Below are 21,373 nucleotides of genomic sequence, written 5' to 3'. Positions count from 1 at the left end.
CGTCACTGCAACGGCACATCCTCCAGCCCTTCGCCCAGCGTCCACCGCCTGGTGGGGGCGATGGACTCCACGAACGCGGGGTCGTGACTCACCACCACGAGCGCTCCCCCGTATCCCTCGAGGGCCTGCGCCAAGTGCTCCTGGGACGCGAAGTCCAGATTGTTGGTCGGCTCGTCGAGCACGAGCAGTTGGGGGGCCGGCCGCGCGAGCAGCACACACGCGAGCGCCGCCCTGAACCGCTCGCCACCTGACAGGGTCGCCGCGAGCGCATCGGCAGCAGCACCCCTGAACTGGAACTTCCCGAGTTGGTCCCTCACCTCTTGAGGGGCCACCTCGGGAGCACGCCTGCGGACGTTGTCGACCACGCTCAGCGCGTCGTCGAGCAGGTCGAGACGTTGTGGAAGATACCCGGTCGGCACGCGCACGGCCACCGTGCCAACCACGGGCTCACGCGTGCCCAACAGTGTCTCGATCAGTGTGGTCTTGCCGGAGCCGTTGGCCCCCGCGATGACGATGCGTTCCGGCCCCACGATGCTCACGTCCCCGCACTCACCTGTCCGCGTCACCAGTCCCGCGGCCCGAAGGATCACGCGCCGGTGCGGCACCGCAGTCAGCGGCAGGTCGATGCGGATGGACCTATCGCGCTCGATCGCGGCGCGCGCGTCGGCAAGCCGTGCGGTGGCCGCATCGAGCCGGTCCTCATGGACGTGGCGCACCCGCGCCTCCGTGCGTGCGGCCTGGTCTGTCTTGACCTTCACCCCGGCCCGCGTGACCTTGGCATTGGCCCTCGCGGACGCCGCCTGCCGCCGGCGTTTTCCCGCCGACTCGACGCGCGCCACCAGGTCTCGGCGCTCTCGCGCAGCATGCGCCACCGCCCCCGCCACCACCTGGCGAGCGCCATCCTGCTCCGCCGCGACCGCCTCCTCGAAGGCAGCGATCGCGCCGCCGAACCACCGCAGCTCGGTGCTGCCGTCCGCCTTCTCTCTCAGCTCGCCGATGCGCTCGACGCGTGACAGCAGCGCGCGGTCGTGGGTGATCACGGCCGTGGTGCCCTGGCGTTGCACGAGTGCCTCCACTAGGCGTTCCCTGGCGTCGGCGTCGAGGTTGTTCGTCGGCTCGTCCAGCAGCAACACATCCGACGCGGCCAGCAAAGACGCACCCACAGCAAGCAGTGTCGCCTCACCACCACTGACCTGGCCGATGCGGCGATCCAGCCCGATATTGCCAAGGCCCAGCGCGTCCAAAGTGGCATGGGCACGCTCCTCGACCAGCCAGTCGTCGGCGACGGCGTCGTAGTCGGCGGGGTCGGTCGAACCACCTTCGATCGCCCGCAGCGCCCGCACGGTGGCGCCGATGCCCAGCACGTCGGCAACAGCGTCGTCCACCGCGAGCGCGACATGCTGCGGCACGTAGGCAAAGCGGTCTGGCCGCGCGACTGAACCGGCGGTAGGCGCGAGGTCGGCGACGGCGAGGCGTGCCAACGTCGTCTTGCCGATGCCGTTGCGGCCCACCATGCCGGAGAGGCCGGAGGGCAAGGCAAAGGTGAGGTCGCGAAACACGGTGCGGCCGTCCGGCCACGCGAAAGAGAGGTGGGTGAAAGACAGGGTCGATGGCATCAGGGAGTCCTTGAGGTCTGGAGCGGTGGTCGCCGTGGCCAGACGTAGCTGGCATCCCTAGTGCTTCATCGGTTCCTCCTGTGTCGCGGTCGGATCACTGTAACCTGGCCGCCGCCGGGCCGTCGAGCGTCGCAATACGGTCACGGTTCCTGACATGGGGGCGCACGCGCCGTAACCTGGGCACATGACCACGCCGCGCATCCGCCCAGCCACACCAGCCGACGAGCAGCAGATCGCACGGGTGTGCCTCCTCACGGGGGCCGACGGCGGAGACGCCGCTGGCCGCTTTGGGGACGACACCGTCCTCGCCGACGTGTTTGCCCTGCCGTATCTGCACGGCCCCTCCTGCTCGGCGTGGGTGGTGGACGTGGGCGGTCAGGTAAGCGGCTACGTGGTGGGCGCCGCGGACACCGAGGCCTTTCAGGAGTGGTTCAGCAACGAGTGGTGGCCAGCGAAGGAGCCGCTTCACACCGCCAAGACGCCCGACGACGCCTGGCTACTGCCCGCCGCCGCCGACCGCACCAGGTGCCTCTCCGATGTGGTCGCCGACTACCCCGCGCACCTCCACATCGACTTGCTCCCGGAACTCCAGGGAGCTGGCTGGGGCAGGCGCCTCATGGACACGCTCATGGCTCAGCTTGCCGAGCAAGGCGTTGAGGGAGTGCACCTGGTGGTGCCGCGCGCTAACGAGCCGGCACAGGCGTTCTACCCCAAGGTCGGATTTGTGCGCATCGGCGAGGACGACCAGAACGTCACGTTCGCCCGATCGACGACACTGGGCAGCCACGCGTCGTAACATTTCTGCATGGCTAACGTCACCGCGCCGACCGAGCAAAGCCCCGCCGAGTTTCTGACCTCCGTTGAGCCCCTCAAGCGCAGGCAGGAGGGCGAGCGGCTGTTGGCGCTCATGTCGGAGGTGACAGGCGCTGATCCCTTCATGTGGGGTCCCAGCATGATCGGCTTCGGCACCTACCGGTATTGCTATCCGAGCGGCCGCAAGGGGGAGTTCTTCCGGGTCGGCTTCTCGCCCCGCAAGTCCGCCCTGTCTCTGTATGGGCTCAAGGACGACGAACGCGCGGAGGCCATGCTGGCCGACCTCGGCCCACACACCACCGGGGCGGGTTGCGTCTACGTCAAGAAGCTCGACGCGGTGGACGAGGCGGTGTTGCGCAAGCTCGTCAAGCGCGGCTTCGAGCGGCCCAAGTTGCACGAGGCGTAGCGCATCGCGCGGGCCGCGCACATGCTCGGGGCCGCGCAGCCGCACCCGCCTACAACTCCTTGCGGTACCACCTGTCCGCATGCGGCTCGCCGTTGAAGTCCGCCACCTGGCGATAACCGCGGGACTCGTACAACTGGCCAGCTGCGGTGAGCAAGGAGTTGGTATCGAGAGTAACCGCGGGTGCCCCCGATGCGACCGCGAGCGCTTCGAGCTGGTCCAGCATGAGTCCGGCCACGCCGAGCCCGCGCGCCGACGGCGCCACCCACATGCGCTTGAGGAACGCCGGCTCGCCAGCGGGCAGCTTCACGCCGCCGCAGCCGACGGGTTGGCCATGGAGTCGCGCCACCAAGAAGGCCCCGTGGGGTGGGGTCAATTCGCTGGCGCCCACGACGATGGCCTTGGCGGGGTCGTAGCCCGAGTCGAACAGCGCATCGATTTCCGCAAAGAACTGGTCGACGCACCATTGTGCGTCCCGCGACTGCGGGTCAACCGTCTCGATGGAAAGGTGGCGCCTGGTCAGGGCGCGGGTGAGCGTGCGGGCAGCCGCGTCAATTTCGGCCAACTCGCTGTCGCTAAATCCTGCGAGCACACCCTGCGCGGCGTCGTCGCTGAGGCGGTCGAGCAGCGTCGCCTCATCGGTGCCCGCCGGCGTGCGCGTCGCCACCTTGGCCCGAGCGTCGTCCGGGCTTGGGCGCACGGCCACGAGTCCCTCGTCCTCGAGCGAGCGGAGCAGGCGCGACGCGTAACCGGCATCCAGTCCTAGCCGCTCGCGCAGCGAAGAGACCTCGACGGGCCCGTCGCCCATCTCCCACAGCAGCCGAGACGCTCCGAATGGGCGCCCGCGTCCCAGGAAGTCATCCTGCAGCGCGCCCACCTCGCGCGTCACCACGCGCTGGAACTGGCGAAAGGTCTGAACGTGACGATCCGGCATATTGTTGACTGTAGTCAACTATAAGGCGTTTCGCCACCCCAATCCTCAAGCACGCGCAGACCCGACCCGGGACCCCCTGGTCCCGAGGTCCCAGGGACACTGGTCCCTAGAATCTGGGCCCACCGGCTCCTAGCGTGGGAACTGGTGCACAGAGGGCACCCGGCCACCCCATGGCCGACGGCAGCACGTCCCGCGACCGCTGGTCGTGCCAGCTCACTGACAAGGCAGTCGGAGGACATCGTGGTGGACAAGGCACAACCAGAACGCGTGACCGTCACGGTCAACGACCGTGAAATCGAGGTCGAGGCGGGACTCAACATCCTGCACGCGCTCAGCAACGAGGGCATCGAGATCCCCTCGCTGTGCAACGACGTGCGCCTCAAGCGCGCCAACGGAAGTTGCGGCCTGTGCGTGGTCGAGGTGGGCGAAGACAAGCCGAGGGACGTGAAGGCCTGCCTGACGCCAGTCACCCCCGGCATGACGGTGAAGACCCACACCGAGCGCCTCGAGGCCTACCGCAAGGTGCGGCTCGAGCAGTTGCTGTGCGACCACAACGCCGACTGCGTGGCGCCCTGCGTGCAGACCTGTCCAGCGAACATCGACATTCAGACCTACCTGCAGCACGTCGCGGACGGCAACTTCGAGGCCGCCATCCACGTCATCAAGGACCGCAACCCGTTCCCGTCGGCGTGTGGCCGCGTGTGCCCTCACCCCTGTGAAGACGAGTGCCGCCGCAACCTCGTGGACGAGCCCGTCGCGATCAACGCCGTCAAGCGCTTTGCCGCCGACTGGGACATGGCACGCAAGCAGCCGTGGCGCCCCCGCATCGCCGAGTCCACCGGCAAGCGCATCGCCGTCATCGGCGCCGGCCCCTCTGGCCTGAGCGCCGCCAACTACCTGGCCATCGCCGGCCACGGGGTCACGGTATTCGAGAACCAGCCGGAACCAGGCGGCATGATGCGCTACGGCATTCCCGAGTACCGCCTCCCCAAGGCGACGCTCGACAAGGAAATCGCGCTCATCGAGTCGTTGGGCGTCAACATCGTCTGCAACAGGGGCCTCGGCACCCACCTCAACCTCGAAGACCTCAAGCGCGACTTCGACGCCGTGTACCTGGCGATCGGCTCCTGGCGCGCCACCCCGCTCGGGATCGATGGCGACAACGTTGAAGGCGTCGAGCTCGGCATCGACTACCTGCGTCACGTCACCAAGGGCAACGACGCCCCCGTCGGCGACACCGTCATCGTCATCGGCGGCGGCAACACGGCAATCGACTGCGCGCGCGCCGCCCTGCGCAAGGGCGCCAAGGAAGTCAAGCTCGTCTACCGCCGCACGCAAGAAGAAATGCCAGCCCAGGCCATCGAGGTGGAAGAGGCGCTGCGCGAAGGTGTGGAGATGGTCTTCCTCGCCGCGCCTCAAGGCATCACCCACGCGGACAACGGCATCAAGGCACTCCACTGCATGCGCATGGAGCTCGGCGAGCCCGACCGCTCAGGCCGCCGCCGCCCCGTGCCGATCGAGGGCTCCAACTTTGTGATCGAGGCCAACACGATCATCGGCGCCATCGGCCAGAACACCGACACCGGCTTCCTCTACAACGACCTCCCTGTGCGCCTCAACAAGTGGGGCGACATCGACATCGACGGCCACTCGATGCAAACCTCCGAATCCAAGATCTTCTCCGGCGGCGACTGCGTGACCGGCCCCTCCACCGTGGTGGCGGCCATCGGAGCCGGACGGCGCGCGGCAGAGGCCATCAGCGAATTCGTCACCCATGGCTACGTCAAGCCGAGCCACGAGGACTACTCCTGCTCGCGCGGCTCGCTCGAAGACATTCCGCAGGCAGAGTTCGAGGACTTCCCGTCGCTCGCACGGTCCGTCATGGCGGAACTCGAGGTCGAGGACCGCTTGGACGGCTTCCCCGAAGTCGAGCTCGGCCTCACTGCAGAGCAGGCACAGGCAGAGGCGGCACGATGCCTCACGTGCGGCTGTTCCGCGCAGAACAGCTGCTCGCTGCGCAAGCAGGCGAGCGACCACAAGGTCATGTTCGAGCCGACGCTGCACGTGCGGCCCCACACCCCGATTGTCCGCGACCACCAGTTCATCATTCGCGACCAGAACAAGTGCATCTCTTGCGGGCTGTGCGTGGCCGCGTGCTCCGAGATCATGGGCCCGGGTGTGCTCGCCTTCCAGTTCCGCCAAGGACAGCTGCAGGTATGCACCAGCACCGGCGAACCGCTCAGCATGACCGACTGCGTCTCGTGCGGACAGTGCGTGCGCGCCTGCCCCACGGGTGCCCTCGACTACGAGCGCGAGCGCGGAGACGTGTTCACGGCGATCAACGATCCCACAAAGGTCGTCGTGGGCTTCGTCGCGCCCGCCGTGCGCGCGCACATCGCCAAGGAGTACGGCCTCTCGCACATGGAGGCGGCCCCGTTCGTGGCCGGCCTGATGAAGAAGATGGGCTTCGACAAGAGCTTCGACTTCGTGTTCGCCGCCGACCTCACCATCATGGAGGAGACCACCGAGTTCTTCGGTCGCCTCGAGGGCGATGGGAAACTGCCGCTGTACACGTCGTGCTGCCCCGGTTGGGTCAACTACGCCGAACGGCGCTACCCCGGGATCCTTCCGCACCTGTCGAGCTGCAAGTCACCGCAACAGATGATGGGCGCCACCGTGAAGGCCCACTTCGCCAAGCGCGAGGGCATCAACCTCGACGACCTCTACGTCGTGTCGATCGTCCCCTGCATGGCCAAGAAGAGCGAGGCGGCACGCCCGGAGTTCGCACCCGAAGGCATCCGCGACGTCGACGCCGTGCTCACCACCACGGAGTTCCTCGAGATGAAGCACATGCTGCGCCTCGAGAAGGAAGACATCGAGCCTGCAGAGTTTGACGAGCCCTACAAGCAGGTCTCCGGAGCCGGCGTGCTGTTCGGCTCATCGGGAGGCGTGGCCGAGGCCGCGACCCGCATGGCCGTCGAGAAGCTGACGGGAGAGTCGTTGCGCACTCGCCTCGACTTCCAGCCGGTCGAGGGCCTGCCGTACGTCAAGGTCGCCGAGGTTGAGGCGCCTGGACGCACGCTGCGCATCGCCGCCATCTCGGGACTGGGCAATGCGGACCCCGTCATCAAGCGTCTGCTCGCTGGCGACGACATGGGCTTCGACCTGGTCGAGATCATGGCCTGCCCCGGCGGCTGCATCAACGGCGCTGGTCACCCCAAGCCAAAGAGCCAGGGCGAGTCGGGACTCAAGACGATGATCTTGTCGAATATTGACGAGGAGATGGCACTCAAAGACTCGCAGAAGAACCCCGACATCCTTCGCTTGTACGAAGACTTCTACGGCGAGCCCAACTCGCACGTGGCACACGACCTGCTCCACACGTCGTACGCGCCGTTCCGCGGTGACGTCCTTCCCCAACCCTGAGAGCGATTCCCCCATGAAAAAGTCCCTCGCCACCCTTGGCGCCCTGCTCGCGGTCAGCTTGCTAACGGCGTGCGCGTCCAGCACTCCTGCGACAGACACGTCCCCCACGGCCACGGTCGCGGAATCGCAGGCGCCAGCGCCTGACCCGACCACCATCACCATCGCGTCACTGAAGGGCCCGACGACGATGGGCCTGGTGGGGCTCATGGAGGACGCGGCCGCTGGCACGGCAGCGGAGGACTACCAGGTCACCATGTACGGGTCGCCAGACGAGGTGGTCCCGCTGGTCGCGCAAGGGGGCGTCGACGTGGCCCTGGTGCCGTCCAACCTGGCGGCGGTGCTCTACAGCAAGACCAAGGGCACCGACGCGCAAATCTCGGTGATGGCGGTCAACACGCTCGGCGTGCTCAACATCGTGGAGTCCGGAGACTCGATTCAGTCGATCGCTGACCTCGAGGGCAAGACCATCTACAGCACCGGCAAGGGCGCCTCGCCCGAGTACGTGCTCAACTACCTGCTCACGCAGGCGGGCCTCACGCCTGGGGTCGACGTCACGGTCGAGTACCTGTCGGAGCACACCGAGGTGGTGGCGCAACTCACCACGACCCCCGGCTCTATCGGGGTGCTCCCGCAGCCCTTCGTCACGATCGCGTCCGCAAAGAGCCCCGACCTGCGCATCGCCCTCGACCTCACGGAGGAGTGGGCGGCGGTGTCGCCAGACTCACAACTCATCACGGGCGTGGTGGTGGTGCGCAACGCGTTCGCCACCGAAAACCCCGAGGCCGTCGCACAGTTCCTCGCGGACTACGAGGCCTCCACCGCGTGGGTCAACGCAAACCCGGCCGACGCCGCGCCGCTCATCGTGGACGCCGGCATCGTGCCAGAGGCGGCCCTGGCCGAGAAGGCTATCCCACGCTCCTACATCACGTTTGTGGACGGCCACGAGATGAAGACGTCGCTCAGCGGCTACCTGCAGGTGCTGTTCGATGCCGACCCCAAGTCGGTCGGTGGAACAATGCCGGGAGATGACTTCTACTTCGGCGGCTAACGGCGAGGCTGCGTCGCGCGCCAAGCGCGTCGGCCGCCCCCTCGTGGCCGCCCTGTTCTGGGTGGCCGTGTGGCAGTTCGCCGCGTGGAGCGTCGACAAGGACTTTCTGCTGGCCTCCCCATGGGCCGTGATGACGCGCCTCGCGGAGCTCGCTTTCACGATCGACTTCTGGGGCACCGTGGGCTGGTCCCTCGCCCGGATCGCAATCGGCTTTGTTGGCGCCGCCGTGGTGGGTGCACTCGCCGCGGCGCTCGCCGCAGCCTCCCGCATGGTCGACACGCTGGTGTCGCCCCTCATCTCGACCATCCGCAGCGCCCCCGTGGTGAGCTTCATCATCCTGCTGTTGCTGTGGACGGACACCAGCAAGCTGTCCGCTATCGTCGCCTTCCTCATGGTGCTGCCCGTCATGTACGCGAGCGTGCTAGAGGGGATCAGGCACAGGGATCGCTCCCTGCTGGAGGCCGCTCGAGTGTTCCGCGTGCCGTTCGCGAGCCGGGTAGCCGCCATCGACATGCCTGCCGTGCTGCCCTTCTTCGCCGCCGCCTGCCGCGTCGGCGTCGGCCTCGCGTGGAAGAGCGGCGTCGCAGCCGAGGTGATTGGCGTCGCCGACGGCAGCATCGGCGAGCGGCTCTACGAGGCAAAGCTGTTCCTCAGTTCCGAAGACATCCTTGCGTGGACGCTCGTGATCGTGGTGCTAAGCGTCGCGTGCGAGTCGGCCGTGCTGCGCCTGCTGCGGCGGGTGCCCGGCCGTGTCGAGCGGAGCGCCTCATGACGCGCGAACCCATCACGATGCACTCGGTGACCAAACGCTATGGCAACCACGTGGTGCTCGACGGCGTCGGCCTTGTGCTTGAGCCCGGCACCGTAACCGCCCTGACCGGGCCAAACGGCGTGGGCAAGACCACCTTGGTGCGACTGCTGCTGGGGCTAGAGACCCCCGACTGGGGCAGCGTGACCGGCGTGGCCGGATTGCGCCGCGCGGCGGTGTTCCAAGAGGACAGGCTGTGCGCGCACCTCGACGCGGTCGCGAACGTGAGGCTGGTACTGGACAGGTCTCACCGCGCGTCAGCCGTGGACGAACTCGCACTCGTGGGCCTGGAACCCGCAGACCTGACCAAGCCGGTGCGCGAGCTCTCAGGCGGCCAGCGTCGCCGAGTGGCCATCGCTCGGGCGCTCGCGGTGGGCGCGGACCTCGTGGTGCTCGACGAGCCTTTCACCGGCCTCGACGCGGGCACCAAGCCCGCCGTCATGGAGTACGTGCGCGAGCGCCTAACTGGACGCACGGCCGTGCTCATCACGCACGATCCCACCGAAGCGGAGTTCTTGGGCGCCCGCGTCGTGCGGCTGCGTCACAGCCCCGGACTGGGTCTCTAACGCAGCGCCCGCGCCCGCGCCACGCCCGCGCCACGCCCCCCAACACTGTGAACCGTTCTGACCGTGACACGCCGACCCGCATCGCCCGGGAGCGCCGATCCGCGGCGCGTCGCTCCCCGTTGCGGTTCGTAGTGTCCGGGTCGGGGCGGTGGGGGCTGGCGTGTGAGGGCCGTGCGGGCCGCAGACGGCGCCCCCCGGCACAACTCATGTAAATAATTGTTGACATGATGTCAAACCTGCCTTACCTTGAGTGATGTCAACAAACTTTGACATGGGAGAGATGATGACCATCACCGAGGCCTACCAGCGGGCTTACGGCTTCGCTTCGTTTGCGACCGCCGCCGCGTACTTTGTGTGGCTCGCCGTGCAACTCAGCCATACCCCAGCGGCGGAGCTCAACTACGTGCCCGCGATGCTGTGGGCGATCGGCGCCTCGTTCGTGATCAACAGCCTGGGTCGCGGGTCCGCCGCGCACGCCGCGAAGGGCACCGATCGCCGCACCGATGAGCGCGACCGCGATGTCACGCGCAGAGGCGACGCGCTCTCGTTCTACGTGTTCTCTTGCCTGGCCGCAGTGCCGCTCGTGCTCGGCCTGCTCGAAGTCGATCCCTTCTGGATCACCAACTCCCTGTTCGGTGCCTTTGCGCTCGCCGCCGTGTTCGGCGTCGTCGTCAAGGCCGTCTTCTACGCGAAGGTGCTGTAACCATGGAATTCGAGCTCCGTCACCAGCTGCTGGGCCTCGCGCTCGGCGTCGCGGCCTTCGCCACGTACTGGATCGTGATCATCGCCCGAGCGGTGACGGACGACGCGTCGTTCACCGAGGTGGCATGGCAGGGGCCGATGCTGCTGATGGTGGGCATCGGCGGGGCGCTCTACGCGGCCTTCTACGGCGTGGCGCGGTGGCGCCTGCGCGGGCAGGTCATCGCCGACGAGCGCGACGCGGAAATCATGCGCACGTCAGAGTCGGCCGGCGCGGGTCTCACCAGCCTGGCCGTCCTGGCCACCTTGATCATGCTCGCCCTTGGCGCCGACACCTTCTGGGCTGTCCACGTCCTGTTCGTTGGCAGCTTCTTGGGCTCGCTCGCTCAGTCAGGCACCACCGTCGCCGCTTATAGGGAAGGTCTCGAACGATGAACCACGAACTGCGCGCCCCTGGCGACGATGACCCGGTCGCGATGACCGTGGACGAACGATCCGTGTGGGTCTACCTCGCGGTCGTGACCATCACGTCGGTGGCCTACTTCGCCGTGATCATTCCTCGCGCCATCTCCCAGCCCATCGAGGACGTCTCCTGGATCACACCGATGATGTGGGCTATCGGACTCTCTATGGTCGGCACCATCATCGGTTCGATTGTGGGCGCCATCGGTGGCGCCGTGAGTCTCGCCGCGCGCGGCATCAACCCAGAAGGTCAGCTCGAGGGCGACCTGCGGGACAAGGACATCAAGAGGCTCGGCGACCGCCGTGCCGCAACGATCAGTGGCGTGGCGATGTTTGGCGTACTCGTGCTTGCCATGATCGGCGCCGATCTCTTCTGGATCGGCAACCTGGTGTTCCTTGCAGGCACCGTGGGCGCGTACGCCGAGACCCTCACCAAGATCGCCGCCTACCGCAGGGGCTTCTGACATGGCCCCCAAACCCACCAAGGTCACCAACCGCATTCGCGCCTTGAGGTTCGAGTGTGGCGAGATGACCCAGGCCGAGCTGGCGGAGCGCCTCAAGGTGACCCGCCAGACCATCATCGCGATCGAACAGGGCAAGTACTCCCCGTCGCTCGAGATGGCTTTCGAGATCGCGAGGGTGTTCAAGCGGCCCCTCGATGACGTCTTCGCCTACGAGACGGGAGGCACCGACAATCAGCCTTCCCTCTAGCACCTAGGGCCGCGCGCCCTTTCCCCAACTCACCGACCAACCCAGCGAGCCGAGAGGCACGAGACCTCCTCCTCGCTCACCCAAAAAGCACCTCACTTCATAGGAGAGCACTCATGACGCACCACATCAAAACCGCCAGGGCCGCCGGCGCCTGGTACCTGGGCCTCGCCTTCACCGGCATGCTCGGCTTCCTCGCCCTGCGTCCTCGACTGATTGACGCCGACGACCCCGCCGCCACCCTGGCCAACCTCACCGACCACGCAGATCAGGCCCACCTCTTGGTGCTGCTGGAGATGGGAGTGGTCCTCACCCAGGCGCTTGCGGCCGTGTATTTCTACAAACTGTTCCGCCCCATCAACCCGACGGCCGCCTACGCGACCGCCACGTTCGGCATGGTCAACGCTGTCGCGATCATGGCATCGGGCGCGTTCATGGCCACCGCCAACTCCATTGCGGCCGACGCCAGCCTCGCCCCCGGCGCCGACGCGTCGGGAACCGTCGCACTCATGTACGAGCTTTCCACCAACGCGTGGGGCATGGGCAACCTGTTCTTTGGCCTCTGGCTCATCCCGATGGGCTGGGTGGCCGTCACCTCGGCACGATTCCCGCGAGTCATGGGATGGATCCTGGTGGTCGGCGGCGTCGGCTACGTCGTGAGCGGCCTGCTCGGCTACGGCCTCGCCGACGCACCTGGCTGGCTTGTCGCTAGCCTCGCGATTCCCGCCACCATCGGTGAGTTCTGGATGATCGGCTACCTGCTCGTCAAGGGCATTCGCCCGGCTCCGGCTGCCGCGACTGCCACCCGCGCGGAGGAGGTCGCGGCCGCCTAGTCCCACGCCGCCCGCGCACCCTTTACCCGAGCACCACACCCCACCCCACCTCTACTCAGCGCGCCTCAAAACAACCGAGCGCACCCGAAAACCGCGTGCCACCCGGCACACACCACTCGAAAGGCACCACCATGAATGTCGGAATGACTGGGCGTCTTGCCCGCGCGGCCGCCAGGCGGCCGTGGCTCACCGTGATCGGCTGGATACTCGCGATGATCGCCGCAGGTATCGCGGCCGGATCGATCGACAAGTACGTCTCCCCGCTTCAGACCAACTTGGTCTCTACCGAGGCCGACACTGCGGCCGATCTCGATCAGCAGTACCGCGTTGGCGACAGCGATTCCGCCCGCTTCGCCGAGCAACTCATCGTCACCTCCGATACGGAGACATCCGGGTCGGCGGCATTCGACGCGGTGCTCACCAACGCGGTAGCCGCCCTGGACGCCATCGAGGGCGTGAGCGACGTCTCGACGTCCGACGCCTTGGTTGCGCCCGCGGGAGGGTCCGCCGTCGTGGACTTCACCGTGGTGGCGGACGACGCGGTGATGCTCGACGTGATCGACGCCGTGGACGCGGTAGCGACCGACGGTGTGGATGCGTTTGTGTCGGGGCCCGAGTCCATGCAGCTCGCGCTCAACGAGCTGGCAAGCAGCGACTTGGCGAGGGGGGAAGGAATCGGCATTGCGATCGCGCTCGTGGTGCTCGTGTTCGTGTTCGGCGCCGTGGTCGCGGCGGGCCTTCCCTTGCTGGTGGCTCTTGCGTCCATGGTGATCGCCACGGGGATCGGGGCCATCGCGTCGCGGGCCATTGCGTCGTCTGGGACCGAAGTGTCCGACAGTCTCACCATCTTTGTGGGCATGATGGGCCTCGCGCTCGGCATCGACTACTCGCTGCTGACGGTCCAGCGCTTCCGAGAGGAACTCGCGCGCGGTCACAGCGTGCTCGACGCGGTCACCATCACGGGGACCACCGCCAATCGCGCGGTGCTCACGTCTGGCCTGACGGTCGTGGCGTCCATCGGCGGCCTCATGCTGTTGCCGCAGAACACGTTCCTGGGCATCGGCATCGCCATCATCGCGGTGGCCCTGTCTGCCGTGTCGATCGCCCTGTTCCTGCTCCCGGCCGTGTTGCGACTGCTGGGGCATCGCGTCAACTCCTGGCGGTTGCCGATGCGCCACCCAGGCGAGACCTCGCGCGGCTGGAACCGCCTTGCCACGTGGGTGGCTCGCCGCCCTGGCTCCGCCGCGACGGCCGGCCTCGTGATCTTGGGGCTCATCATGGCGCCCGTCTTGTCTCTCAAGTTCGCGATGCCAAGTCCCGACTCCTGGCCAGACGACTTCGTGCTCAACAAGGCCAACGTGGTCTACACGGAGGACTTCGGCTTCACCGACTCGGCGACGATGGTCGCGGTCACTGGCGGAACCGACGGGGAGATTGCGGCGCTGGCCGATGCCATCGAGGCCGACGCTGGCTTTGGGGGTACCACGGTCGACGAGCGTGGCGGCGCCGTGTTCATCGACACTCACGACACGTTCGACGTGGCGGATCCCGAGTCGGCCGACGCGATCGAGCGCTTGCGCCAGGACCTCATCCCCACCCACCTCACCGGCGCGGATACCGAGGCATTCGTAGGAGGCGCACGCGCAACCGAGTACGACAACTTTGGCCTGATCGCGAGAATGGCCCCGTGGGCCGTCGCGTTCATCCTCGGCGTCACGTTCGTGCTGCTGCTGGTGATGTTCCGTTCCGTGGTGGTGCCGCTCAAGGCGATCCTCATGAATCTCATCGGCACCACGGCAACGTTCGGTGCTCTCGTGGCCACCTACCAGTGGGGCTGGGGCGAGGCGCTCGGCCTGCCAACCGCCGACGGTATCTCCCCGTACATGCCGGTCATGGTGTTCGCCCTGGTCTTCGGCCTGTCGATGGACTACCACGTGTTCCTGCTGAGCCGGATCCGCGAGCGCTACGACGCCACGGGGGACACACGAACAGCCGTGATCGAGGGCGTGTCCAAGACCGGGCCGCTCATCACGGGCGCGGCCCTCATCATGATCGGCGTCTTCGGCGGCTTCGCTTCCGCGTCGATTCCCGAGCTGTCGCAGTGGGGATTCGGGCTCGCGGTCGGCGTGATGTTGGACGCCACCATCATCCGCATCCTGCTGGTGCCTGCCGCGATGACCTGGCTCGACAAGGCGAACTGGTACCTCCCGTCGTGGCTTGAGTGGCTACCCCGGGTGGAGCACCACGCTCCCCCCGCCCCCGCTGCCGCTCTGCCAGAGCCTCACGACGAGCGCGAGCCCGCGCTCGTCTAATCGCAGCCGCGTCGCCGACGCCCCACCCGCGTCGGCGACGCGCATACTCTTTGTATCTTCCTTGGAGGAAGTCATGACCCACACACCCGCCACCATGACCGCCGTCATGCACCACCACTACGGCGAGGCCGACGTGCTCTCACCCGGCACCGTCCCCGTCCCCACGCCTGGGCCGCGCGACGTGTTGCTGCGCGTCAAGGCAACCGCCCTCAATCCGGCCGACGTCTTCCTCACGCGCGGCAAGCCAGCCGTCGTCCGCCTCGGGCTGGGGTTGCGCAGGCCGCGCCAGACGATTCGGGGCAGCGACGTGGCCGGCATCGTCGAGGCGGTGGGAGCCGACGTCACCCAGTGGAGGGTGGGCGACGAGGTGTTCGGCGAGGGGCGGGCGACGCTCGCCGAGTACGCCTTGGCGGCAGAGGACAAGGTCACCAGGATTCCTGCGGGCATCACCTTCGAGGCGGCCGCCGCGACGACGATGGCGGGGCTCGCGGCGCTCCACGGGCTCAGGGTGCGGCCGGTCGGCCCTGGCGACAAGGTGCTGGTGATCGGCGCGTCGGGCGGCATCGGCTCCTTTGCAGTGCAGATGGCCGCCGCCGCCGGAGCGACCGTCACGGGGGTGTGCTCGTCCGGCAACGTGCAGGCGGTGCTCGACCTGGGGGCACATCGCGTGATCGACTACACGAGCGAGAGCGTGCTGGACACCGAGGAGCGCTTCGACCTCATCTTTGACAACGTGGCCGCGGACCGGATGCTCGCACTCGAGAAGCTCACCACTGCGACAGGGGTTCTGCTGCCCAACAGCGGCGAGCCTGGACCAGACGGCGGGGCGCTCGCCCGCGTCACCAAGGCGGCGTGGAGGGGAAAGGTGCTGCGCAAGCGCATCGGAGTCTTCTACTCCTCGCCCAACCAGCAGGACCTGCGCGCGTTGGCCGACATGCTCACCGATGGCAGCTTGACCGTGCTGATGGACACGATGTTCACGCTGTCTCACGGCGCGGATGCGATGCAGCGAGTCGCCTCGCGTCACGCCCGCGGCAAAGTGGTGGTCTCGGTGCCATAGTCCCGGGACTTGTGGGCGGTGGAATGCCGCGGTAGAGGCGTACCGTTCCATGTCAGAAATGACAAACACTTTCAGCTCGCTCGGGATCCTCAACTACCGGCTCTGGTTCGCCAGCGCCCTCGTGTCGAACCTGGGCACTTGGATGCAGCGCATCGCTCAGGACTGGCTGGTGTTGACCGTACTGACTCGCGATTCTGGCGTGGCGGTGGGCATCACCACCGGCCTGCAATTCCTCCCCTTCCTGCTGCTCGGCCCCTTCACCGGCGTCGTCGCCGACAGGGTTGACCACCGCAAGATGCTGATGGTGACCCAATCGTCGGCGGGTGCTTTGGGCTTGGGTCTTGGCGTGCTGGTCCTGTCCGGCAACGCCGAACTGTTCCACGTCTACGGCTTCGCCCTCGCGCTCGGCGTCGTCACCGCGTTCGATGCCCCCGCACGGCAGACGTTCGTGGGGGACCTGGTGCCGCGCAAGCAACTGGCCAACGCCGTCGGCCTGAACTCCGCGTCATTCAATGCGGCACGCCTCATCGGACCCGGCGCCGCTGGCCTGCTGATTGCGGCCGTGGGCACCGGGTGGGTCTTCGTCATCAATGGTGCGACTTTCGCCGCGACCCTCATCGCGCTGGCGCTGATGCGTACCTCCCAGTTCCACGCCCAGGAGCGGGCACCCCGCTCGCCCGGCCAGGTGATCGACGGCCTGCGCTACGTGCGCGGCAGACGCGACCTCATGATCATCTTTGTGGTGGTGAGCGTGGTGTCGACCTTTGGTCTGAACTTCCAGCTCACCAGTGCCATGATGGCGCGCATCGAGTTTGGGCTAGGGCCTGAGGACTACGGCATCCTTGGCTCGATCCTCGCAATCGGCTCGCTCACCGGTGCGGTGATGGCCGCGCGACGCACGGAACCGTCGGCACGGCTCGTGGTCCTCGCCGCAGCTGGGTTTGCCGTGGCTAGCGGTGTGATGGCCGTCATGCCCACCTACTGGACCTACGCGCTGTCGGGCATCCCAGTGGGCTTCACGGCCATGACGATGCTCACCTCGGCGAACGCGACGGTGCAGACGACGACTCCAGCGCCCATGAGGGGGCGGGTCATGTCGCTCTACATGATGGTGCTGATGGGAGCCAACCCCCTTGGCTCACCCGCCGTGGGGTGGGTGGGCGAGCATCTGGGGCCCCGGCTCGCGATCGCAGTCGGCTCAATCACCGCGCTCGCGGTGGTCATCGCCGTGGTCGCCAGATCGGTGAGCAAGGGACGGCTCGACGTGGCCCTGTCGCCACGCAGGCCGTTCCTCAAGGTCACCACCATTCCCGAGGTGCAGATCCCGGACCCGTAGCGGTTGTGGGCGCACTAGACGCCGCGCGTGCCTGACTCGGGGGGCGGGGGCTGAGCTCCCGGGCGGTCCTGGTAGATCTCGCGGTGAGTGGTGCGCGTGCTTTGCGCGTTGACGATGAGCGAGATGATGATCGCTGCCGCACCCGCGATCATGCTGATCCAGCCGACGGCGTCGAGGTTGACGACGTCCACCGTGACGTTGAGGGCGAAGGTGAGCACAGCGCCCACCACGATCAAGAAGATGCCGGTACCGATAGCCATGAGTCTCTCCTGTCTTTCGGTCGTGCCTGTCTTGCGGTCGTACCAGGGGTGCCGGGCGGCTGCGCCTGGCAACGCGCGCCACAAGGGCGTCTGTAGGGGGAACGTGTGGCGTCCGCGGCGCATTCCTTGAGCGGCACGCGGGACCCGGCGCGACGCGCTTCGCGCGCCTCTCTCCATGCGCCTCGCAGCCACGCTAACGTCGCCCGTATGACGACACGCAACTTCCTTATCAAGCAACGCTTCGCCGCCATGGTCAACCGGTACGAGATCTGGAGCGTCGACGCCCATTGGCAACCCACCACCATGCTCGGCTTCGCGCAGCAGAAGCGCATGAAGATGCGAGAGGAGGTGGTGTTCTACACCGATGACTCGAAGAACACCGTGCTGTTCACGTTCAAGGCCCGCAATGTGCTCGATATCAGGTCGGTTGTTGACGTCTACGACGGCGCCGGACAGGCCATCGGCGAGTTCCGCAAGGACTTCGCCGCCTCCCTGCTGAACTCCACGTGGCTCATCGACCAAGCTGGCCAGCCGCAGGTGAAGGGCCAAGAGAAGTCTGCGGTCTACGCCATCATCCGCCGCTTCACTGACTTCGGCTTCATCCCCTACGACTTCGTGTTCAGCGTGGGGGAGCGCCCCGTCATGGAGATCGTGCGCAAGTGGGGTCTGCGTGACACGTATCAGGTCACCGTCACGGCCGAGGAGTACGACACTCGACTGCTGCAAGCCGTTGCGGTGGGTCTCGACGCGCTTCAAAACCGGTAGCGAGTGACGCTCGCGACACGGTTGGGCATTTGGTCAGGGACGCGAGCGGTCCCATCAGTCACAATGTCACCATGACCCACGTCGTCACCCTTGAAAACGAGCACTGGCAGGTAGGCCTCGTCCCTGCCACCGGCGGCTCCGTCGCGTTCGGCCGCGTGCTCGTTGGCGGGGAGTGGGTGGACGTACTCCGTCCCACCCCTGAAGAGTCCCTCGCCGACGTGTGGTCCACGGCGTCGTTCCCGTTGGTGCCGTGGTCCAACAGGATCCGCGACGCGGCGTTCCGGTGGGCGGGCAAGGACTACCAGTTGCGCGTCAACTTTCAAGATGGCACGGCCATCCACGGAACGGGCATCGAGTTCCCATGGGCCGTGGCCGCGCAGACGCCCACGTCCGTCACCCTCGAGTTCGTATCGCGCGCGGTCTACGGGGTCAACTTCCCGTGGCCGTTCACAGCGCGCTTCACGTACGAACTGGATGCCGAGCGCTTCACATGGCACATGGAGATCACGAACGACGCTCACGAGACCTTCCCTGCCGGCCTGGGCCATCACCCCTACTTTCTGCGGGAACTGAGCGTCCCCGGCGTCGCGCCTGGCGAGCCGACTCGCCTCCAGATCAACTGTGTCGCGTCGTACCCCGTCATCGAGTGCCTGCCCACTGGTCCCCCACAAGAGGTGTCAGGGCGGCTGGACTTCCGCCACATGAAGCCGCTCGGTGAGGAGTTCATGGACGGGTGCTTCACTGGCCGCACGTCGTCCACCCTGGCGACAATCGACTACCCCGGCGCCGTCACCATCGACGTCGAGGCTGGCGCGCTGCTCGAGCACGCCGTGGTCTACCTGCCGGTTGACGTGCCGTTCTTCGCGGTCGAGCCCGTCACCAACGGCAACGACGGCTTCAACCTCGAGGCCGCTGGCTCCGAGGGTACGGGGGTGTTCCTGGTTCAACCCGGCGAGACGCGGTCCACCGCGTTCACGCTGGTGGCGCAGCCTCACGCTTGACGGGGCGTCACGTTTGACGGGGCGGTAGCGCCCTTGGCCTAGAATGGGTACCGCGCCGACGGCGCACGCGGGTGTAGTTCAATGGTAGAACTTCAGCTTCCCAAGCTGATAGCGCGGGTTCGATTCCCGTCACCCGCTCTCATCTCGGCCTGATTCCGCGCCACGCACGCGGCCCCCGTCACGTCGCGCAGGCGGGGCGCAACCGCGGAGCCGAAAGACCATCGGCGACGACGCGCGATAGCGCACCCAGAGCGTCGGCGAAGGCGCCGGGGGCCAGCCGATACCAGGTGTAGCGCCCGTCGGCCTCGCTCGTCACCACGCCAGCCTCCCGCAGCACACGCAGGTGATTGCTGATGGTGCTTTGGCGGGCACCCGTGATGTCGATCAGGTGGCACGTGCACAGTTGCTCGCTCGCGAGCGCCTCCACGATTTTGAGTCGCAGCGGGTCCGCCAGGAGACTGAACTGGGACCCGACAGCGGCAGGAAACGGGACTCGTGGCAACGGGGCGGTGACCGGACTCATGTCCCATACGCTACCGTGCATCAGTGTGGCGTGATATCAGCGCATCGTGATGCGTGGGATATTCGCTCTGCACCCGAATCGCTTGGCACCAGACCAGAACGCAGGAGACCAGCCCTTGTTGATCGCCGTCATCATTTTTGTCCTCACCCTTGTCCTGGTCATCTGGCAGCCGCGCGGTCTCGGCATCGGGTGGAGCGCGCTTGGCGGCGCAGCCGTCGCCCTCATCACGGGAGTGATCCAGTTCAGCGACGTGCCTGACGTGTGGGTGATCGTGTGGAACGCGACGCTCACCTTCGTGGCCATCATCCTCATCTCGCTCGTGTTGGACGAGGCAGGCACCTTCGAGTGGGCCGCGCTCCACGTCGCCAGGTGGGGCCGCGGCAACGGGCGGATGCTCTTCAACCTCATCGTCGTGCTGGGCGCCGCGATCGCAGCCTTCTTCGCCAACGACGGCGCGGCCCTCATCCTCACGCCGATCGTCTACCAGATGCTGCTGGCGCTCAAGTTCGACCCCAAGGCCGCCTTCGCCTACGTCATGGCCACCGGCTTTGTGGCCGACAGCACCAGCCTGCCGCTCGTGGTGTCGAACCTGGTCAACATCGTCTCTGCGGACTTCTTCGACATCGGCTTTGCCCGCTACGCGCTCGTGATGATCCCTGTCAGCATGGTCTCGCTCGTCGCCAGCCTGGTGGTGCTACGCATCTACTTCCGCAAGTCCATCCCCGCCAGGTACGACGTCGCCGACCTGGCGCGACCGGCCGATGCCATCCACGACCACGTCACCTTTAGGGCCGGGTGGGTCGTATTGGCCGCCTTGCTCGTCGGGTACTTCGTGGCGGACCCCATCGGCATCCCCATCGCCGCCGTTGCCGGGCTCGGCGCGATCGTGATCCTGTTGATCGCCGCGCGCAAGCCGGCCTGGGTATTCGCCCGGTTGTCGCCGACGATGGCGGAGGTTGACGCCCACGCCGCCGCGGTGGCGGCTCACGCGTCGGCGGCCGACACGGACGAGGCACCCCGGTCGGCCCCGCGACCCGCCGGCCGCATCCCCATCGCGCCGGTACTCAAGTCCGCGCCCTGGCAGGTGGTCCTGTTCAGCCTGGGCATGTACCTGGTGGTGTACGGGCTGCGCAACCAGGGCCTTACGGATTCACTCGGCGACGTGTTCGCGTGGTTCGGCGACCAGGGTCCACTCGCGGCGGCGGGCGGCACCGGCTTCCTGGTGGCAGGGATGTCCTCCGTCATGAACAACATGCCGACCGTGCTGGTCGCGGCCCTCGGCATCGAGGCCGCCAACGCGTCTGGCCTCACGCGCGAGCTCATGATCTACGCCAACGTGATCGGCTCCGACCTTGGCCCCAAGATCACGCCCATCGGCAGCCTCGCGACCCTGCTGTGGCTGCACGTGCTGGACCGCAAGGGCATGCACATCGGCTGGGGCACGTACTTCAAGGTCGGCATTGTGCTGACCATCCCCGTGCTCGCCGTCACACTCCTCGCGCTTGTCGGCTGGCTCACCCTGATCGGCACGTAGCCGGGGTCGGTCAAGAGCCGGAGCCGAGCGGCTCCAGGATGTCGCGCACTTGGGCCGCGGTCGGCACGCGGCCGGACAGCACGAGAGCCTCGTCCACCACAAGGGCTGGCGTACGCATCACGCCGTAGCCGGCGATCGCACCATAGTCGGTGACCTTCTCAATGGTCGCTGCAACGCCGAGTTCGGCGACGACCTCGCGGGTCACCTTTTCGAGATTGACGCAGTTCGCGCAACCAGGGCCTAGCACTTTGATGATCATGGGAGTG

General features: G+C 67.0%; 22 protein-coding genes and 1 tRNA gene. 18 read left to right on the top strand and 5 right to left on the bottom strand.

The features are described 5' to 3' along the window. Window positions 1–2: 2 nt before the first annotated feature. Window positions 3–1,616, bottom strand: coding sequence for an ATP-binding cassette domain-containing protein (locus QZZ33_RS12045; RefSeq protein ID WP_291380280.1), 1,614 nt, complete (start codon window positions 1,614–1,616; stop codon window positions 3–5). Between the two features lie 184 nt (window positions 1,617–1,800). Here QZZ33_RS12045 and QZZ33_RS12040 point away from each other — a divergent pair, with 184 nt between their 5' ends. Both QZZ33_RS12040 and QZZ33_RS12035 read left to right on the top strand, forming a co-directional pair. Further along, window positions 1,801–2,412 (top strand): N-acetyltransferase, encoded by a 612-nt coding sequence (locus QZZ33_RS12040; RefSeq protein WP_291380279.1) that lies wholly within the window; start codon window positions 1,801–1,803, stop codon window positions 2,410–2,412. A 9-nt stretch (window positions 2,413–2,421) separates the two neighbouring features. Continuing rightward, window positions 2,422–2,835, top strand: coding sequence for a DUF1801 domain-containing protein (locus QZZ33_RS12035; RefSeq protein ID WP_291380277.1), 414 nt, complete (start codon window positions 2,422–2,424; stop codon window positions 2,833–2,835). Between the two features lie 49 nt (window positions 2,836–2,884). On the opposite strand, the gene QZZ33_RS12030 is transcribed toward QZZ33_RS12035, so the two are convergent. Continuing rightward, on the bottom strand, window positions 2,885–3,766 hold the full coding sequence (locus QZZ33_RS12030; RefSeq protein WP_291380275.1) for a bifunctional helix-turn-helix transcriptional regulator/GNAT family N-acetyltransferase: 882 nt from the start codon (window positions 3,764–3,766) through the stop codon (window positions 2,885–2,887). Between the two features lie 243 nt (window positions 3,767–4,009). On the opposite strand from QZZ33_RS12030, the gene QZZ33_RS12025 reads away from it, so the two are divergent. From QZZ33_RS12025 to QZZ33_RS11970, 12 genes are all read left to right on the top strand, one after another. Next, complete coding sequence (locus QZZ33_RS12025; RefSeq protein ID WP_291380273.1) at window positions 4,010–7,192, top strand: NAD(P)-binding protein; 3,183 nt, start codon at window positions 4,010–4,012, stop codon at window positions 7,190–7,192. Window positions 7,193–7,205: 13 nt separating this feature from the next. Next, a complete protein-coding gene (locus tag QZZ33_RS12020) occupies window positions 7,206–8,240 on the top strand; it encodes an ABC transporter substrate-binding protein (RefSeq protein WP_291380271.1) in 1,035 nt (344 codons plus the stop codon). Next, window positions 8,218–9,012 carry an ABC transporter permease subunit gene (locus tag QZZ33_RS12015; RefSeq protein ID WP_291380269.1) on the top strand — a complete coding sequence of 265 codons (795 nt, stop codon included), beginning with the start codon at window positions 8,218–8,220 and terminating at the stop codon, window positions 9,010–9,012. The genes QZZ33_RS12020 and QZZ33_RS12015 overlap by 23 nt, the downstream gene beginning before the upstream one ends. Next, complete coding sequence (locus tag QZZ33_RS12010) at window positions 9,009–9,614, top strand: ATP-binding cassette domain-containing protein (RefSeq protein ID WP_291380267.1); 606 nt, start codon at window positions 9,009–9,011, stop codon at window positions 9,612–9,614. The genes QZZ33_RS12015 and QZZ33_RS12010 overlap by 4 nt, the downstream gene beginning before the upstream one ends. A gap of 253 nt (window positions 9,615–9,867) precedes the next feature. Next, window positions 9,868–10,317 (top strand): hypothetical protein, encoded by a 450-nt coding sequence (locus QZZ33_RS12005; protein WP_291380265.1) that lies wholly within the window; start codon window positions 9,868–9,870, stop codon window positions 10,315–10,317. A gap of 2 nt (window positions 10,318–10,319) precedes the next feature. After that, window positions 10,320–10,748: a hypothetical protein gene (locus QZZ33_RS12000; protein WP_291380264.1), complete on the top strand. Its 429-nt coding sequence runs from the start codon at window positions 10,320–10,322 to the stop codon at window positions 10,746–10,748. Next, the gene (locus tag QZZ33_RS11995; RefSeq protein ID WP_291380263.1) at window positions 10,745–11,239 is read left to right on the top strand and encodes a hypothetical protein; all 495 of its coding nucleotides are present in this window, start codon (window positions 10,745–10,747) and stop codon (window positions 11,237–11,239) included. Before QZZ33_RS12000 ends, QZZ33_RS11995 begins: the two co-directional genes overlap by 4 nt. A 1-nt stretch (window position 11,240) precedes the next feature. Further along, complete coding sequence (locus tag QZZ33_RS11990; RefSeq protein WP_291380262.1) at window positions 11,241–11,486, top strand: helix-turn-helix transcriptional regulator; 246 nt, start codon at window positions 11,241–11,243, stop codon at window positions 11,484–11,486. A gap of 113 nt (window positions 11,487–11,599) precedes the next feature. Then, on the top strand, window positions 11,600–12,316 hold the full coding sequence (locus QZZ33_RS11985; RefSeq protein WP_291380261.1) for a DUF4386 domain-containing protein: 717 nt from the start codon (window positions 11,600–11,602) through the stop codon (window positions 12,314–12,316). 131 nt (window positions 12,317–12,447) lie between these two features. After that, window positions 12,448–14,628 (top strand): MMPL family transporter, encoded by a 2,181-nt coding sequence (locus QZZ33_RS11980; protein ID WP_291380259.1) that lies wholly within the window; start codon window positions 12,448–12,450, stop codon window positions 14,626–14,628. A 73-nt stretch (window positions 14,629–14,701) separates the two neighbouring features. Further along, entirely contained in the window at window positions 14,702–15,688 is a 987-nt protein-coding gene (locus tag QZZ33_RS11975; RefSeq protein WP_291380258.1) for an NAD(P)-dependent alcohol dehydrogenase, read from the top strand. 58 nt (window positions 15,689–15,746) lie between these two features. After that, window positions 15,747–17,024 (top strand): MFS transporter, encoded by a 1,278-nt coding sequence (locus QZZ33_RS11970; RefSeq protein WP_291380257.1) that lies wholly within the window; start codon window positions 15,747–15,749, stop codon window positions 17,022–17,024. Window positions 17,025–17,038: 14 nt separating this feature from the next. Here the strand turns inward: QZZ33_RS11970 and QZZ33_RS11965 are convergent, their stop codons facing one another. After that, complete coding sequence (locus QZZ33_RS11965; protein WP_291380255.1) at window positions 17,039–17,284, bottom strand: DUF6458 family protein; 246 nt, start codon at window positions 17,282–17,284, stop codon at window positions 17,039–17,041. A 207-nt stretch (window positions 17,285–17,491) separates the two neighbouring features. On the opposite strand from QZZ33_RS11965, the gene QZZ33_RS11960 reads away from it, so the two are divergent. The 3 genes from QZZ33_RS11960 (at window position 17,492) to QZZ33_RS11950 (ending at window position 19,188) form a co-directional block, all read left to right on the top strand. After that, entirely contained in the window at window positions 17,492–18,049 is a 558-nt protein-coding gene (locus QZZ33_RS11960; protein ID WP_291380253.1) for a hypothetical protein, read from the top strand. A gap of 71 nt (window positions 18,050–18,120) precedes the next feature. Next, the gene (locus tag QZZ33_RS11955; protein WP_291380252.1) at window positions 18,121–19,050 is read left to right on the top strand and encodes an aldose epimerase; all 930 of its coding nucleotides are present in this window, start codon (window positions 18,121–18,123) and stop codon (window positions 19,048–19,050) included. Between the two features lie 67 nt (window positions 19,051–19,117). Next, window positions 19,118–19,188: transfer RNA gene (locus QZZ33_RS11950), tRNA-Gly, on the top strand. A 40-nt stretch (window positions 19,189–19,228) separates the two neighbouring features. Here the strand turns inward: QZZ33_RS11950 and QZZ33_RS11945 are convergent. After that, window positions 19,229–19,573, bottom strand: a complete 345-nt coding sequence (locus tag QZZ33_RS11945; protein WP_291380251.1) for a metalloregulator ArsR/SmtB family transcription factor — start codon at window positions 19,571–19,573, stop codon at window positions 19,229–19,231. A gap of 115 nt (window positions 19,574–19,688) precedes the next feature. Between QZZ33_RS11945 and QZZ33_RS11940 the strand changes: the two genes are divergently transcribed. Then, a complete protein-coding gene (locus tag QZZ33_RS11940; protein WP_366476147.1) occupies window positions 19,689–21,107 on the top strand; it encodes an arsenic transporter in 1,419 nt (472 codons plus the stop codon). Window positions 21,108–21,117: 10 nt separating this feature from the next. Here the strand turns inward: QZZ33_RS11940 and QZZ33_RS11935 are convergent, their stop codons facing one another. Next, window positions 21,118–21,366 carry a thioredoxin family protein gene (locus QZZ33_RS11935; RefSeq protein ID WP_291380247.1) on the bottom strand — a complete coding sequence of 83 codons (249 nt, stop codon included), beginning with the start codon at window positions 21,364–21,366 and terminating at the stop codon, window positions 21,118–21,120. Window positions 21,367–21,373 lie beyond the last annotated feature (7 nt).

The sequence above is a fragment of the Demequina sp. genome (assembly GCF_016278775.1).
GTDB lineage: Bacteria > Actinomycetota > Actinomycetes > Actinomycetales > Demequinaceae > Demequina.
Note: the sequence above shows the minus strand (reverse complement) of the source record. Positions and strands in the feature narration are given on the sequence as shown.